The sequence below is a fragment of the Pontibacter sp. E15-1 genome, assembly GCF_022601975.1.
Lineage (GTDB): Bacteria > Bacteroidota > Bacteroidia > Cytophagales > Hymenobacteraceae > Pontibacter.
Map to the genome: position 1 here is coordinate 74,794 of NZ_JAKVIR010000004.1, position 14,724 is coordinate 89,517.

Below are 14,724 nucleotides of genomic sequence, written 5' to 3' on the forward strand. Positions count from 1 at the left end.
AGGGGGATACGGGCTGCCAGATGGAGATGGAGAGCGGTAAGTGGCTGATGGTGTAACCGTTATTTATTTGAAAAAACTGATTATAATATCAGAAGTTATACATACCTTTGTTCTATTATTAATTAATTCGTTATAATGAAAACAGGTAAAGTAAAATTCTTCAACGTTTCTAAAGGTTTCGGTTTCATTGTTGCTGATGACACTAACCAGGACATCTTCGTTCATCAGTCTGGTCTGATTCACGAAATTCGCGAGAATGACCGTGTATCTTTCGAGGTGAAAGATGGCAAAAAAGGATTGAATGCTATTAACGTAGAGCGTATCTAGGTTAAAGACATATAGTGCCGCAAGGCAAACATTCACCTATTTTGACCCGCTCAGTTTACTGAGCGGGTTTTTTATTGTTTCGCTTCTCGGCGTTGCGCTCTGCGCCTTTCTCAAGTCCCTCCTGTATCATTTCATTGGCCTCCTCATGGTCCTCGCTGTCGGCCACGGGGTGTTCCTGCGCGTTTTCATGCTGGGGCTCATAGTTCAGGGTGATGGCGATCGGGAAGTGGTCTGAGCCAAACTTGTCCAGCCTTCGCAGGGCAACCAGCCTGAACTGCGGGTCATAGAACACGTGATCGAGGGGATAGCGGAACAAGGGCACCAAAGCGTTATAGGTGTTGTAAAAACCACGGCCTACGCGGGGGTCAATTGTTCCGCTGATTTCCTTGAACAGCTTTGTCGTCTTGGACCAGGCAACATCGTTCAGGTCGCCTGCCACTACGCTTGGGTACTTGGTGCCTTTGGCCTGCTTGGCCACCAGCAGGAGCTCTGCCTCGCGCGTCTCCGTGTTTTTTAGCAAACGGGGAGGCTGCGGATGCACGGTAAAGAGGTCGAACTTCTTGCCGCTTGGCAACTCTACTACCGTATAAAACGACGGGATGCCATCCTCCACAAGGTACCTGATCTCACTCCCGTGTAGCGCGAACTTGCTCCACAGCAACATGCCATACGTGTTCTCGAGCGGCTTCTCGATGGTATAGGGGTAGCGCTTGTCCAGCTTCTCCCGGACATTGTCGTGCCAGGCTTCATTCGGCTCGTTCATCACCAGCATGTCCGGGTCTTCTTTCAGCACGAGATCCACGAAACTGTCATACTTTGTGTTCACCATCCGGACATTGGAGATCATGAGCGTGAAGGCGTTGGCGGGCGTTTGCTGCATGGTGCGCAAGGCCTCTGTTTTGGCGAGTGGGGTGAAGTTAAAAATGTAACGCACCTCGTTGAGTATCGCCAGCGCCCACACCACAAGCATCGCGATTGTTCCCGTTCCGGTTACGCCATACAAAGCGACATACGCAACCAGGATGGCGGTAAGGAATATGGCGACGTGCAGACGCGGGAAATCCATCACCCGTATCCACCAGAGAGGTGTTTGGATGAGCGGCAGAAAAGAGAAAAGGGTGAAGATAAAACCAAGAACAATGAGGGTATTTTCCATGCTGTGTATATGCTGCGCGAGCTTCTGTTTTAGTGAATACTAAAGCAAAAGACGTTTTGTTGTCTGCGTGAGAATTATCGCAGATTTAGACAAATCCACGCTGCATCTCAACGATAAATTTGCCGACACAAACCATACCGCCCCGCCGAAAGCAATCATGCTTTTGGCGGGGCGGTATGGTTTGTGTCGGCTGTATAATTTACGGGGCCTTAGCCACCCGAACGCCCACTGCCAAAACCTGCGGCAACGGGTCGCGGCGCATGTACTGGGTCAGCTTTAGGGTATACGTGCCCACCTTCGGGAACCGAACCTTTTTCAGGGCGAGCGTCTGCTGGTCGTAGGTGTCGCTGGAGCCGCTGCCGAGTGGTTTGCCCGTTTTCGGGTCCATCAGGAGCAACTCGTGCAGCGAGGCCGACAGCTGCGTGCCGTCCGGGCCTGTCAGTTGATGGCGCAGGTACAGGTTGTAATACTCATACTGCAGGCTATACCGCACGTTAAAGTAAACATCGTAAACGGCAGCCGTGTCCTGAATGGCAAAACTGAAGAGAGGTGCGTTGTCAATCTGCCAGTTCCCGTCCGGAAGCACAGTGTTCTGCTCGTAAACCCGGTTAGGGTCGCAGCCTGCCAGGAGCAGCAGGCCGACAATCCAGAAGACTGCGTTTTTAAGCATCCGTGCGCGGCTCTTTAGGTTGATCCGGTTTTTTGCCCCTTGGAGGTCTGCGAGAGCGCGACTTTCTATTCGGCTGCCCTTCTCCTGACGGCTGGCCTGCCCCCTGGGTTTTGCCTTCCGGGTTCTCTGCCCTTGCTGCCTTCGGAGGCCGTCTCTCTCCGCCCTCCCGTGGGGCGCGGTTCTCTTTGCTCTCGCGGTTGTCGCCGCCTTCGCGGGGCGGTCGGCCGTCTTTGTTTCGGTTTCGGCTGCGCGGCGGCCGTTGCGGTCTTGCGGCAGCGTCAGTATTCGCTTCTGGCGTGCCCTGTGGCTTCTCTCTTCTTGGGCGTTGCCTCGGTTCCTGTGCCTTGGCCTGTTCTTCCGGGGCGGCCTCGCCTGTTGGCCGCTTCTTCTTCTTTTTCTTCTTTCGGGCTTTAAACTTGTCGTCCAGCCGCTCCAGATTTCCCTCTACCTGGGCCACAAACTCATTTTGCTTCGGCTCGTCGGGCACTTCCAGCAGCAGGGCTTCTACCTGTACTCCCTTGGCGTTCTCCTCCAGAATCTCCTGCACGCGGTCCACGGGCACAGGGTACCAGTTGTTGTCGCCTTTGTAGCCAAACCACATCATCCGCTTAAAGATATCGGTCTTCTGCAGCATGGCATCGCCCTGCTTTGTCTGCAAGGGGCGGTTAACGGTTGGGATGTCCTTGAGCGCGGTCATATAAGTCTCCAGCTCGTAGTTGAGGCAGCACTTCAGGCGGCCGCACTGGCCAGAGAGCTTGCTCGGGTTGAGCGAGAGGTTCTGATAGCGCGCCGCCGTGGTGGAAACGCTCTTGAAGTCGGTGAGCCAGGTAGAGCAGCAGAGCTCGCGGCCGCACGAGCCAATGCCGCCCAGGCGGCCCGCCTCGTGGCGGAGGCTGATCTGGCGCATCTCGATGCGCACCTTAAACTCCTCGGCCAGCTTCTTGATCAGGTCGCGGAAGTCCACGCGGTCATCGGCTGAGTAGTAGAAAGTGGCTTTGCTCTTGTCGGCCTGGTACTCTACATCCGAGAGTTTCATGCGCAGGCGCAGTTGCTGAATGATTTCGCGGCCACGGTACATGGTGCCCCCTTCCAGGTCGCGCACCTCCTCAAACTTCTCCATGTCGCGCTCGGTGGCGATGCGGTAGATGCTGCGGATCTCCTCGTTGTTGTCTACCTTTTTCTTCAGCATCTGCAGGCGCACCAGTTCCCCTTTCAGCGACACAAAGCCGATGTGGTGGCCGTTGGGCACGTCTACCACCACGGCATCGCCGGTGGTCAGGTCCAGCCTGTTGGCATTCCGGAAAAAGTCCTTGCGGCCTCCCTTAAAACGGACCTCTATGATATCAAACTCCTCAAACGACGTCGGCAATTCCATGTCGCTGAGCCAGTCAAACACATTTAAACGGTTACAGCCTCCTGTGCTGCACCCGCCGTTGCTTTTGCAGCCGCCTACGCCTGTGCTGCATCCGCCACTAGAACATGAACTACATCCCACTTTTATATCTCCTTATATAGCTGAGCTATTCTTGTTTTCTGAATTAGGTAATTAACAAATATAATAAATTTTTAGGCTTTTCTGCGGCATCCTTCAAAACAACGGGGCTTCGTGGCACCCGCCGCACGGTTTCTGTGGGGCAGTGGTGCGTCAGCGCATTTTAAACGGGCAAACATGAAAAAAAGCTGCATGTGAGGCGAGGCGGAAATTAAAGTATAATTTTATGCGATGCTTCGGAAAGTACTCTCACATGCGGCTATATATGGTTTGGCGGCGCAAGTGCCGCGGTTGGCCGGGATACTGACCTTGCCCGTCATCACGCGCTACCTCACCACCATGGATTATGGCGTGGCTGGGGTGATATCGGCGTACGTGAGCGCCCTTGGCATCCTGCAGTCGCTGGGGCTGTCGGTGGTGATGGTGAGCAGCTTTGCCAGGTACCCTACCAGGTACAGGTGGGTATGGCGGCAATTGCACGGTTTTATACTGCTTTGGTCTTTGGTGTACGGCGTGCTGCTCGGCGTTATCCTCTACTGGGCCATACCTGGGGAGGCGGCAGAGAACAGGTGGTTGCTGGTTGCGCTTAACGTGCTGCCTGCCATACTCTTCAACAGCATGGGGTTGTTGGGCGGGCTGTTCTATCAGCTGCAGCAGCGGCCCCTGCCCATCGCAGTCAACTCCTTCGTTGTCGGTTTTCTGACGGTCGGGCTCAACATCTACCTTATTGCCTACCTGCGCCTGGGGTATATGGGGTGGTTCTATTCTAACTTCGCGGGTGGGGCCCTGAGTTTCCTGGTGCTGGGGTATATGATGTACCTGCGCGAGCGGATGTGGCCGATCTTCAGATTCAGCTGGCGCCGCATCCGGCAGTCGCTGCGGGTATCGTTGCCTGTGGTGCCGCACTATTTTTCCTTTTTCCTGCTCGACACGTCTGACCGCCTGGTGATGGACTTTCTGCGGGTGCCGCTGCCGCGCATCGGCTCCTACAACATCGCCTCCAGCTTCGGGCTTTACTTCTCTGCTGCCTCGGGTGCCGTGGTGCAGGCGGCCACCCCCGTCTTCATGGGCCTGTACGCGAAGGCGGCTTCCTCCGACGCGGCCACCCAGGCGCGGCAACTGACGTTCTCGCTGCAGGTGCTGTATCTTGTCGGCACCTCTTTGCTGGGGCTTTGGATGAAGGAGATTTTCGTCCTGCTGATCCGGAACGAAACGCTGCAAGCCGCATACCCACTGGCCATCATCATCCTGATGGGGTATAACTACAAGCCCATGTACCTGGCCGTTACCAACCAGTTGGTGTATCAGGAACGAACGTCGGTGCTGTGGAAGATATCTACCGTGGCGGGTGTGGGCAACGTCATCCTCAACCTGCTGCTCGTGCCCGTGTTCGGCATCGAGGCGGCCGCTTTCACCACCTTTGCCGCGCTGATGTTTATGGGCTACGCCGGATACCTGCTGAAAGAGTATCGGCAAGTCAGTCAGGTTGATTACCTGCCGTGGCTTTGGCTGCCGCTCACGGTGCTGGCGTTGCTAGCGGTTTACCTGCTGGCGGATGTGGGGGTAGCCTGGAAGATAATGCTCACATCGGTTCTCGTTGTAGCGGGCACCTCGTATTTGTACCTCAAAAAGCAGTTGCACTAAACGGGCAAGGCGATCTGGCAAGCGCTTGCTGTCTGGATACCGCATCTCTAAAAACCTTGTAGGCAGTTTGTATATCCAATGCCTGCCAATGCGTTCCATTATACCTTTCTACGTCAGGTATGGTGAATAGGAGAGGTGCGTTATGCTTCCTCAGCGATGCCCTTGTTTGGGGAGAGGGTACGGTAAGCGTATATTCTCAGATCCCGGATAAGCCTGATGGGAAGGGGCAAGTTGTTATAATTAAGCGCATAGTATTGCGCCTTTTCTGAACCGAAGCTCGCATAAAACGCATCAATCTGCTCTATGGCCGGGCTCTCAAAATCAAGGGTGTAGGCGGAGGCGGCATGTTGCCGGATCATCTCATCCAGCATCAGGGTCCGCCCGTTGGCAACTCGCCCCACTTCATCCGCAGCGTTGAAGGTATAGCTGATTTTGTTTTTGTATTTCGCAAATAAACAGCCTGCATTTAGCTTGCCATCTTTCGAAGTATACAGAAGGCGGCAGAGCCCCCGCGACAGCATGTTCGAAAACAAGTCGCGCAGCATCTGGTAAGTCGGTTCTTCCACGCCTCCAACCACCTTATGGGCAACATGCTTCTTGAAAAAGTCAAGCATCGGCTCTATATCACCGCTTTCTGTCATCACCAGGCCCGCCCGCCTGGCGCGTTTCAAGTTCATTTTCCGGTCGTGGTTGTAGCCTTTGTAAATTTCCGGGTATGGCTTGTCTAGCGCTAAATAACGGGTATGCCGTGGCTTCAGGTGGAACGTAGCAGTTAGATGTTCCAGGGCGGCTGAGTTTTCCGTAAGGAACTTATAGTTATGTATAAACCGATACCGCTTGGTGACTTCTTTTAGAAATTGACCTAAAAGAGTAATATTGGTTTCCGGGTTTACAGAAGCCAACCCTAGCTGCTGGCAGAAATGCGGGGAGCCGAGGCGCGAAAACCCTAGTTTGTTAGTCCCTGTTAAGGGCAATACAGAAGCGTATATACTCCCTTCCTCATCCACAAGCGCATGCCAGCCTGGCGAGACAATATCCAGGTACCATGAGAGCATGCACATCACGCCCTCGTTAGAGGCCGCTACACAGTTGTCCCATTTCTGCTTGTCTACCTGCTGTTGGCGAAGGTAACGAATCATTTTACTTAGTTTAGGTTAGCCTGTAAATGGTGATTTTTTGTTGTCTCAGGTTTAAACCACATTAATATTTTGGATATTTTCCAGAAGGCTATAGCCTACCCAACAGCACGAGGCCGTTGCTTACGCTTCCTGGCGCAGTAGGCGATGGTATAACTCCATGAGCCTGCGGTGCTGTACCTTGGCGTCATACTGCTCAACTACGAATGCCCGCCCGGCCTTGCCTAATCTGTTTCTTTCCTCTGGATTTTCAAGTAGATACCGGATTTTCTCAACGATAGCCGTAACATCTTTTTGCGGAACGACAAAGCCTGTTATACCCTCAAGCACTCCTTCGGCGGTGCCTCCCGCATCCGTTACCACTACCGGCAATTCCATGCTCTGCGCCTCCTGCACCACCAAGCCCTGGGTCTCCACTTCCCCGTCTGCTGCCTCAACCCCGGTTAAAACAAACACATCAGCCATCTGGTAATGTTCCAACACTTCTTCCTGTGTGGCGGCACCATGGAGGCAGATATGATTCTGTAAATTTAGCGAATTAATCAATTCTTCCAGCTCGGCTCTTTTTTCGCCTTCCCCAATCACATGGTATAGCAGGTTTGGGAACTCCTGCACAAGCGTGCTCACGGCACGTATGCCATAGGCTATTCCCTTGACGTCAACCAGGCGTGCCACCGTTAGCAGTATAAATGGAGATGAGTTTTTCCGAGTGCCTTGTTCCCTCCGCCTGAACTTCTGTGTGTCTAGACCAGCCGGGAGCACTTCTATTTTGCCAGCGGCAATACCAAGGCTGGCGGCTGTATGCCTTGAAAAGCGTGAGCTTACTGTGAAAATGTGGCAGGCCTGGTTCAGGTCTCTGTAAAGCCCTTTTCTGGAGTAGTGTTCAGGCCATGACAAGAACTCCTTTTCATTGATATCAAAGCCATGGAAAGAGGTAATCAGGGCACCGTTTAAAAGCCCGATTTCCCTGAAGTTGAGTGCCTTTATACCGTTTGGGCCAAACTGGCAGTGTACAATGTCAAACTCTTTTTTGCGAAGGAATGGAATAGCGTCGTAGAAAAACTGAAGGTTCAGCGCATACGTGCCATACCTTGCCACGTTTAGTGTCCGGAGGAGGTGCTTGGCATGGGGTATGTTTTGGAGCAGGAGTTTAAAGGCCACTGCCAGCCTTTTGAAACGCCCTTTGGGAATAGGAGGTCTATAAATCGTCCGCTCCAGCAATTTGTATTTCTCAATAACAGCGTGTTTGGGGTACGTGTCGAATTGGCCTATCGAAAAAATAGTGACCTCATGTCCTTCTTCCAACAGCTCTTTCAACTGGTTAAGCAAGTACGTCTCCGACTGATACGGAAAGTGGCTGACACAGTAGGCAATGCGCAGTTTCATATTATGCTGGTTGCTGCTTTTCAGGCAAACTGTCTAGGTGTTTAGGCGCTCTTTCAGATACAGAAAAATTCCTCATAACGCGCCAATAAAGTCTGGCCAACGGCTTGGCATGTGTATAGCCGGACGTAAAATACTGGAGCGCCTTTAGCAGAAAGTAGACTCTTGCATACCAAATTCCTTTCGTGAGGACAATGACCTGAAACTCATTCTGCAAAATAATCTTGTTAGTTGCTATCTCGTCTTCTCTGTGCGGGCTGCTGCCCGACACATGGTGGAGCACAAGCGGCAAAGGTGTATACAAAAGCTTATATCCGTTTTGCTGTAGATAATAACCCCAAAGCTTATCCTCCTCATACATAAAAAATTCCTCAGGGAATTTGCCTCCCTGAAAAGCTGCCACTGCCTCTCTGCGGATAAGAAAGAAAGTTGCCCAAATCCAATCTGGGTTAGCCTCTTCGTCATACTTGAAATATTCACCAAGAAAGACATTTGAGCGCCTGGATGCCGACATGAGATGAAAATGGCGAAGCACTTGCAGCAAAACAAGGGTGATGGACGGGAAACGCTGTGAGACATGCTGCACCTTTCCAGCGGGGGTTATAACTTTGCCTGTGAGCGCCCTTACTTTTTCAGACGCCAGCAGCCTTCGGTAGGCAAGTGCGATGCTGTTGTTGAGTAATCCGGTATCGCTGTTGAGCAAGAGAATGGTTTTTCCGGAAGCATACTTCAGGCCCAGGTTGTTTCCCTTTGTAAAGCCCAAATTCAGGCTGCTTTCAACTAAGAGCATGTTTAAATTTTTGATTTTGTAAAAAAGAGCGAGTCAGTCCGTAAGTTAAAAGTGACCAAAAATTTAAGCTTATGGAATCTCAGTATAAGAGACTTACTGACTCGCAATGGGAGGTGGTGAAGGCATCGCTGCCTGTAGAGAGAAAACGCAAACACTCGCTGCGGGTTATAGTAGACGCTATTTTTTACATGCTGCGGGTGGGCGGCCAGTGGCGCAACCTGCCGGAGGGGCTTTTCCCTAAATGGCAACTGGTGTATTACTATTTCCACAAGTGGCAGGCGGACGGCACGCTGGAGAGCCTCAACTGGCTGCTCAACATCAGGGAGCGGGAAAGGCAGGGAAAGGAGGCCTCGCCCAGCCTGCTGAGCATTGACTCCCAGTCGGTTAAGACAGCCCCGTTTGTAAGCCAGGAGACGGGCGTGGACGGCAACAAGAAGGTCAACGGGAGGAAGCGGCACGTGATCACCGACACGCTGGGCCTGGTGTGGGGCGTGGTGGTGCATGCGGCCAACAAGGCCGACGGGGTGCTGGCTCAGCGGGTGGTGGCCCCGCTCAGGGGCTACCTGCACCGGATGGAGAAGATACTGGCCGATGCGGCCTATGAGCAGGTGTTCATGGAGTGGGTGAGCGAGAACCTGCTGGGGGTGGAACTGGAGATAAGCTCCAAGCCACCAGGCACAGAGGGCTTTGTACCCGTCAAGTGGAGATGGGTCACCGAGCGGGCTTTCGGCACGTTCAACTTCTTCAGAAGGCTCGATAAGGACCATGAAAAAACACCCCGAAGCGCCGAAAGCTGGGTACTATGGCACAACTGCCAGGTGATATTAAACCGAATGACCTGAAAAACAGAAAGTTAAAATTTAAACATGCTCTAAGATGATATCCGGGAATTTTTCTTTGAAGCGTTTTGGGGCGCATTCCGTTGAGCCATTGTCTATCAGAATTATCTCGAAGGATATACCCTCTGTGCGGCTGTATATAGATTTTATACATGCGCACGTGAGTTGAAAGGTATTGTAGTTAAGAATGAGTACAGAAACATCCACCATGTATTTGCCCTAAAACAGTGCATGCAGGAAAGATAAAAAAATAAACGCAAAACAGTGGCGATTTTGCGGCACCACTGTTTTGCGTTTATAGCTTGTTTGCATCTCGCCTTTAAAGGCGAAAGTTATCTTACGGCTTCAGCACCACTTTCACGCAATTGTCTTCTTTCTTGTTGAAGATGTCATAGGCGTAGGAGGCCTGGTCGAGGGGGAGGGTATGGGTGATGATGTCATCCAGCACGATTTTACCCTGGTCTACCCAGCTGTACAGTTCATCAACAAACAACTGAACCGGCGCCTGTCCCATTTTCAGGGTCAGGCCCTTGTCGAAAATCTGGTAGAGCGGGAAGTTGTCATAAGGAGAGCCATATACCCCGACAATCGACACGATGCCGCCCCGGCGCACGGCGCTAAAGCACATCTGCAGCGCATTGATGGTGCCTTTCTCAAGATGGACAACCGACTTTGCGCGGTCCAGCAGCGATTTGTCCGCCTCCATGCCCACTGCGTCGATGCACACGTCGGCTCCGCGTCCACCGGTCATTTCCCGGATCGCTTCAATAGGGTCCATGTCTTTGAGGTTAATGGTTTCTGACTTTGCAGAGCGCTGCGCCATGTCCAGGCGGTAATTCTCCAGGTCGATGCCGATCACGCGCTTGGCCCCTTTTATCCAGGCTACTTTCTGCGCCATGAGCCCCACAGGGCCGCAGCCGAACACGGCAACCGTCTCGCCGCCCTTTACCTCGCCCCAGTGCACGGCAGAGTAGCCGGTCGGGAAGATGTCTGTCAGGAAGAGTACCTGCTCGTCGGTGAACTGGTCGGATATTTTCACGGGACCCACGTCGGCGAAGGGCACGCGCACAAATTCGGCTTGCCCACCCGCGTAGCCACCGTACAGGTCGGTGTAGCCATACAGCGCCGCGCCTTTCTGGGTCAGCAGGCCGCCCTCGGGGCCGTAGTGGTCGGGGTTGGAGTTCTCGCAATGGGGGTAATGCCCATGCTGGCAAAAGAAGCAGCTGCCGCAGGAAATCGGGAAAGGCACAATCACGCGGTCGCCTTTTTTGATGTTCTTCACCTGCGCACCGGTCTCCTCCACAATACCCATAAACTCATGGCCCATCACCATGTTGCTCGCCTGCGGAATCATACCATTGTAAATGTGGAGATCGGAGCCGCAAATAGCGGTAGAGGTAACCCGGATGATCGCGTCGCGCGGGTCCAGGATCTTCGGGTCTTCTACGTTATCGACCCGGATGTCTTTCATTTTGTGAAATACTGCTGCTTTCATAGTAAGTTTGTAAGGTTCAAAGACGCCCTTGCCAGGCAGTCTTGCTTTATGATTTAGGTTCTATAAACGGCGCAGGTGCTGAACGAGTTGTAACCCGGGTGCCCATTTAACCGGTACCGCAACAATAAACTTTTCCGGGCCCCGACGTAAACGAACTAGACCTTTCTATATCCCTTTGCGATGCCAGACTTCCGATTCTCCTTTCTTTCTGAGAGCGAGGTGCCAGAACTGCATGATGCCTTTCTGGAGTCTTTCTCAGATTACCTGATGCCCGTGCAACTGAGCGCCGACGAGTTCAAGGTGAAGATCAAGCGCGAGGGGATAGCGCTTCCCTTCTGCGTGGCGGCTTATGTGGGCACCGAGATGGCAGGCTTCATCCTCACCGGTCTCGGCGAATGGCATGGGCACCCGGCGGCCTACAATGCCGGCACCGGTGTGCTGCCCCAATACAGGGGGTATGGCCTGACGCAGCAGCTGTATGCATTTCTGTTGCCCAAGCTCAGGCAAAGCGGTATTGAGGAGTGCCTGCTGGAGGTGATCCAGGAAAATGCACCGGCCCTGCGGGCGTACAAGGCCGTGGGATTTCAGGTGACGCGGACACTGGATCTGTTCAGGGCGCCCAAGGCAGAACTGCTGCTGCAGGTGGAGGCCCCGGACCATGTGACCATCTCTGAGGCAGCAACGCCTGACTGGAGAACCTACTGCTGCTTCTGGGAAGCGGAACCCTCGTGGCAGAACACGGCTGAGGCGATACGGAAAAGCCCGGAGCAGACGGTGCTGTTAGAGGCACGGACCTGGGACCGGGAAATTGTAGGGTATATCGCCTTTTTCCCTGGCACAGGCTCTGTGGCGCAGTTTGCCGTAGACAAGGCGCACCGTGGCAGAGGCGTCGGTACCGCGCTGCTGCGCGAGGCTGTCCGGCTCGCCCAAGCCCCTTCGCTGATGTTTGTAAATGTAGACACTTCTGCCGCATCGCTCGTGCACTATCTCAGCCGACGCCACTTCAATCATTTGCTGAGGCAGTATGAAATGCTGATGCCAATCGCATCCTGAAGTATAACCGTTAAGCTTGGATATGAGGAATCAAGTAGGGAGAAATAGCGTTGGCTATGGCAATCAATTAGAGCATGTTTAAATTTCGCTTCTAAAAACGAAATTTAAACATGCTCTTGATATGAGGTTGCAACAATAGGTATCTTTACCAGCACATCTACTAAGGGCAAAAAATGAATATAGCGTGGGTATACCTGATTTTGGCGGGCATCTGTGAAATAGGATGGGCTTTCGGGCTGAAATACAGCGAGGGCTTTACCAAAGTTGGCGTCAGCGTCGTGACCGTTATCGTGATGATCCTGAGTTTTGTCCTGCTGTCGCAGGCGATGAAACAGCTGCCGCTGGGCACCGCTTACGGTATCTGGACCGGAATTGGGGCGGCGGGCACGGCCATACTTGGCATTGTTTTCCTCAACGAGCCCCGCGACTTTATCCGTATCCTGTGCATCCTCCTGATCATCACCGGGGTAGTGGGGCTAAAGCTGTTCTCCGGCACCCGATAGAAGCTACTGCCAGCGGTATACATCCGCCCTGTCTTTGGCAAAGAGGTATAACTGGTTCTCTCCGATAAGTGCCGTCAGGTATTTCCCGCCTTTTGGTAAGGCGATACTTTGTTTCTCTGAGGTATACAAATCATACATATGCAGCGCGCCTTGCTGCACAAAATACAGTGTGTTTCCCCGGAATCCCACATAACTGACCCCTTCAAAAGAGATACGCTTCTTGTAGTTCCCCAGATTATCGAACACATAGAGTCCGTTGTTGTAGTCAAGCAGGTAAAGCATATTCTGGTACTCCCGCAATTGGCGCACATCAAAGCGTTCCCGGTCCAGGATAAGGTTAAGCGGCGTCTCTACCGTGACCTTGCGCAGGCGCAGGTCCAGTTTGCTGAGTGTCAGGTTGGTTTCGTCAAACAGCCAGAAGCCGTCGTCGGCAGACAGCGTAGCTACTCTGGCAATGCCCTCGAAGTTGATATCGCGCAGGTCGGTGCTGCTGATGGGGCGCAGAAAGCGGTCGAGCAGCAGCAGGGCTTGTCTGTCCTCGTAAAAGAGCAGCAGCTTCATCGGGTTCCAGGCCTCGATCGTGCTGATACGGCCCCGGCTAGGAGGGGAGAAGGTATCAAGTGGTCGGCCCAGGGAGTCAAGGCGAAGGAGGTTGCGCAATGGGTCCAGCAGGTATATATGGCCGTTGCGGTCTTGTGAGATGGGAGTGGGGGAATTAAGCGGGATACTGTGGCTGTAAAGCAACTCGCGGTCGCCTCCAGGCTGGGCAGTTGTAAGCCGCGGTGCCAGGAAAAGCGCCAGTACCAGAACCAGTATGTATGCGCTAGCCTTCAAAGGTTTCCAACTGTAGCGTTTCCCCGTCATACACGGCATACGTGCAAAAATTGACCCACTCTCCCAGGTTCACATACCGGCTACTGTCACCGATGGGCAAGTTTAAAGGCAGGTGACGGTGCCCGAAGATGTAGTAGTCATGGTGCTGCTGTTGTTCCATTTCCCGGCAATACTGCACCAGCCACTCGTCGTCCCCCAGAAAATCCTCGTCTTTTTTAATGTTGCTGATGCGGCTTCTCCTCGACCACATGTTCGCCACCCCGATACCGAGGTTTGGGTGCACACGGGCAAAAAGCCACTGACAGGCCTTGTTGTCAAACACCCGTTTCAGCAGTTTATAGGTATGGTCGCCCGGGCCAAGGCCGTCGCCATGCCCGATATAAAACGTCTTGTTGCCGAAAGTGGTGGAGATCGGGTGCCGCAGCACCGGGATGTTGAGTTCCTGCGGGAAATAGTCGAACATCCACATGTCGTGGTTGCCCGTGAAGAGGAGCACCGGTATGCCTGCGTCTGTCAGTTCGGCCAGCTTGCCCTGCAGCCGTGCAAAGCCCTTGGGTATGGCATGCTTGTACTCAAACCAGAAATCGAAGATATCGCCTACCAAAAGAATGGCAGCCGCATCCTGCCGTGCCATCTCCAGCCAACGCACAATCTTCTGCTCTCTTGTTTTGCTGGTTTCGGCATCAGGCACGCCTAAATGGAAATCGGAGGCAAAGTAGATTTTCTTCCCGGCAGGGAGTTCGTTAATGCGGAAGGTCATCTATCAGAAACAGGACTAAAGCTTTCGGGCCGTGGGCACCCATAACGAGCGTTTTCTCAATGTCGGCAGTCCTGCTCGGCCCGCTCACCATCGAAACCATAGACGGGAAATTCTCTTTGTACTTTGTGCGGATGCGCTGCAACGCGTCTTTGATGTCGGGCACCAGTTGGCTGGCCTGGGCCACAACCAAATGTGTGGAAGGGTAAATGCTCAGTCTGCGGCCCCCGGCGTTGGCAGAGCTCATCAGTACGCTGCCTGTGCGGGTAATCAACGACTCGCAGGTAGTGAGGCTAGCTTCCGCATTGCGCACGAAAGTCTCTTCATCGTCATTGAACTCGATGCCGGCATGTTGGAGGGCCGCCTGAAGATTGCGCTCCCATACATACATATGCTGCAGGTTCTGCTCTTTTTTATAGATGTAAAGCTGATCGAAAAAATCCTCCTGATTCTCGCAGTAGATAAACACGCCGCTGTTGCGGATAAAGTTCTCTGCAAAAACGATGGACATGTCCTCCAGAGGAACCACCGGGTGCAGCGGAGACGTGAAGTCTGGGGTAGGAGGCAGGAAAGGCGCCGACTTAGCCAGCGCCTCTCTTACTCTTCTTAACACTATTTCTTTAGATTTTGCTTCGTACATATACC

At 53.1% G+C, this 14,724-nt stretch carries 15 protein-coding genes; 5 read left to right on the forward strand and 10 right to left on the reverse strand.

The window, feature by feature from the left end:
• Window positions 1–135: 135 nt before the first annotated feature.
• Complete coding sequence (locus MKJ04_RS04055; RefSeq protein ID WP_115565521.1) at window positions 136–327, forward strand: cold-shock protein; 192 nt, start codon at window positions 136–138, stop codon at window positions 325–327.
• Window positions 328–382: 55 nt separating this feature from the next.
• On the opposite strand, the gene MKJ04_RS04060 is transcribed toward MKJ04_RS04055, so the two are convergent.
• The 3 genes from MKJ04_RS04060 to ricT form a co-directional block, all read right to left on the reverse strand.
• The gene (locus MKJ04_RS04060; protein WP_241639605.1) at window positions 383–1,483 is read right to left on the reverse strand and encodes an endonuclease/exonuclease/phosphatase family protein; all 1,101 of its coding nucleotides are present in this window, start codon (window positions 1,481–1,483) and stop codon (window positions 383–385) included.
• 199 nt (window positions 1,484–1,682) lie between these two features.
• The gene (locus MKJ04_RS04065; protein ID WP_241639606.1) at window positions 1,683–2,153 is read right to left on the reverse strand and encodes a gliding motility lipoprotein GldH; all 471 of its coding nucleotides are present in this window, start codon (window positions 2,151–2,153) and stop codon (window positions 1,683–1,685) included.
• Complete coding sequence (gene ricT / locus MKJ04_RS04070) at window positions 2,146–3,549, reverse strand: regulatory iron-sulfur-containing complex subunit RicT (protein WP_241639607.1); 1,404 nt, start codon at window positions 3,547–3,549, stop codon at window positions 2,146–2,148. Before ricT ends, MKJ04_RS04065 begins: the two co-directional genes overlap by 8 nt.
• 327 nt (window positions 3,550–3,876) lie before the next feature.
• On the opposite strand from ricT, the gene MKJ04_RS04075 reads away from it, so the two are divergent.
• A complete protein-coding gene (locus tag MKJ04_RS04075) occupies window positions 3,877–5,289 on the forward strand; it encodes a lipopolysaccharide biosynthesis protein (protein ID WP_241639608.1) in 1,413 nt (470 codons plus the stop codon).
• Window positions 5,290–5,429: 140 nt separating this feature from the next.
• Here the strand turns inward: MKJ04_RS04075 and MKJ04_RS04080 are convergent, their stop codons facing one another.
• From MKJ04_RS04080 to MKJ04_RS04090, 3 genes are all read right to left on the reverse strand, one after another.
• Window positions 5,430–6,428: a GNAT family N-acetyltransferase gene (locus MKJ04_RS04080; RefSeq protein WP_241639609.1), complete on the reverse strand. Its 999-nt coding sequence runs from the start codon at window positions 6,426–6,428 to the stop codon at window positions 5,430–5,432.
• Window positions 6,429–6,548: 120 nt separating this feature from the next.
• Window positions 6,549–7,811, reverse strand: coding sequence for a glycosyltransferase (locus MKJ04_RS04085; protein WP_241639610.1), 1,263 nt, complete (start codon window positions 7,809–7,811; stop codon window positions 6,549–6,551).
• Between the two features lies 1 nt (window position 7,812).
• Window positions 7,813–8,598, reverse strand: a complete 786-nt coding sequence (locus tag MKJ04_RS04090) for a hypothetical protein (RefSeq protein ID WP_241639611.1) — start codon at window positions 8,596–8,598, stop codon at window positions 7,813–7,815.
• A gap of 71 nt (window positions 8,599–8,669) precedes the next feature.
• Here MKJ04_RS04090 and MKJ04_RS04095 point away from each other — a divergent pair, with 71 nt between their 5' ends.
• The gene (locus MKJ04_RS04095) at window positions 8,670–9,440 is read left to right on the forward strand and encodes an IS5 family transposase (protein WP_241639612.1); all 771 of its coding nucleotides are present in this window, start codon (window positions 8,670–8,672) and stop codon (window positions 9,438–9,440) included.
• Window positions 9,441–9,774: 334 nt separating this feature from the next.
• Here the strand turns inward: MKJ04_RS04095 and MKJ04_RS04100 are convergent, their stop codons facing one another.
• On the reverse strand, window positions 9,775–10,932 hold the full coding sequence (locus MKJ04_RS04100; RefSeq protein WP_241639613.1) for a zinc-dependent alcohol dehydrogenase: 1,158 nt from the start codon (window positions 10,930–10,932) through the stop codon (window positions 9,775–9,777).
• A gap of 180 nt (window positions 10,933–11,112) precedes the next feature.
• Between MKJ04_RS04100 and MKJ04_RS04105 the strand changes: the two genes are divergently transcribed.
• Complete coding sequence (locus tag MKJ04_RS04105) at window positions 11,113–11,985, forward strand: GNAT family N-acetyltransferase (protein ID WP_241639614.1); 873 nt, start codon at window positions 11,113–11,115, stop codon at window positions 11,983–11,985.
• A gap of 179 nt (window positions 11,986–12,164) precedes the next feature.
• Complete coding sequence (locus tag MKJ04_RS04110; protein WP_241639758.1) at window positions 12,165–12,488, forward strand: DMT family transporter; 324 nt, start codon at window positions 12,165–12,167, stop codon at window positions 12,486–12,488.
• Between the two features lie 3 nt (window positions 12,489–12,491).
• Here MKJ04_RS04110 and MKJ04_RS04115 read toward each other — a convergent pair whose 3' ends face one another.
• The 3 genes from MKJ04_RS04115 to MKJ04_RS04125 are packed head-to-tail and all read right to left on the reverse strand — an operon-like array spanning window position 12,492 to window position 14,719.
• Window positions 12,492–13,322, reverse strand: a complete 831-nt coding sequence (locus MKJ04_RS04115; RefSeq protein WP_241639615.1) for a hypothetical protein — start codon at window positions 13,320–13,322, stop codon at window positions 12,492–12,494.
• A complete protein-coding gene (locus MKJ04_RS04120; protein WP_241639616.1) occupies window positions 13,312–14,082 on the reverse strand; it encodes a UDP-2,3-diacylglucosamine diphosphatase in 771 nt (256 codons plus the stop codon). Before MKJ04_RS04120 ends, MKJ04_RS04115 begins: the two co-directional genes overlap by 11 nt.
• Window positions 14,066–14,719 carry a lactate utilization protein C gene (locus MKJ04_RS04125; protein ID WP_241639617.1) on the reverse strand — a complete coding sequence of 218 codons (654 nt, stop codon included), beginning with the start codon at window positions 14,717–14,719 and terminating at the stop codon, window positions 14,066–14,068. The genes MKJ04_RS04120 and MKJ04_RS04125 overlap by 17 nt, the downstream gene beginning before the upstream one ends.
• Between the last annotated feature and the right edge of the window lie 5 nt (window positions 14,720–14,724).

Bases quoted from the DNA above. Each gene is read 5' to 3' on its own strand.
- MKJ04_RS04060 (WP_241639605.1), bottom strand. From the start codon at position 1,483: ATGGAAAATACCCTCATTGTTCTTGGTTTTATCTTCACCCTTTTCTCT.
- MKJ04_RS04065 (WP_241639606.1), bottom strand. From the start codon at position 2,153: ATGCTTAAAAACGCAGTCTTCTGGATTGTCGGCCTGCTGCTCCTGGCA.
- MKJ04_RS04075 (WP_241639608.1), top strand. From the start codon at position 3,877: ATGCTTCGGAAAGTACTCTCACATGCGGCTATATATGGTTTGGCGGCG.
- MKJ04_RS04125 (WP_241639617.1), bottom strand. From the start codon at position 14,719: ATGTACGAAGCAAAATCTAAAGAAATAGTGTTAAGAAGAGTAAGAGAG.
- MKJ04_RS04100 (WP_241639613.1), bottom strand. From the start codon at position 10,932: ATGAAAGCAGCAGTATTTCACAAAATGAAAGACATCCGGGTCGATAAC.
- MKJ04_RS04120 (WP_241639616.1), bottom strand. From the start codon at position 14,082: ATGACCTTCCGCATTAACGAACTCCCTGCCGGGAAGAAAATCTACTTT.
- MKJ04_RS04090 (WP_241639611.1), bottom strand. From the start codon at position 8,598: ATGCTCTTAGTTGAAAGCAGCCTGAATTTGGGCTTTACAAAGGGAAAC.
- MKJ04_RS04095 (WP_241639612.1), top strand. From the start codon at position 8,670: ATGGAATCTCAGTATAAGAGACTTACTGACTCGCAATGGGAGGTGGTG.
- MKJ04_RS04085 (WP_241639610.1), bottom strand. From the start codon at position 7,811: ATGAAACTGCGCATTGCCTACTGTGTCAGCCACTTTCCGTATCAGTCG.
- MKJ04_RS04105 (WP_241639614.1), top strand. From the start codon at position 11,113: ATGCCAGACTTCCGATTCTCCTTTCTTTCTGAGAGCGAGGTGCCAGAA.
- MKJ04_RS04055 (WP_115565521.1), top strand. From the start codon at position 136: ATGAAAACAGGTAAAGTAAAATTCTTCAACGTTTCTAAAGGTTTCGGT.
- MKJ04_RS04080 (WP_241639609.1), bottom strand. From the start codon at position 6,428: ATGATTCGTTACCTTCGCCAACAGCAGGTAGACAAGCAGAAATGGGAC.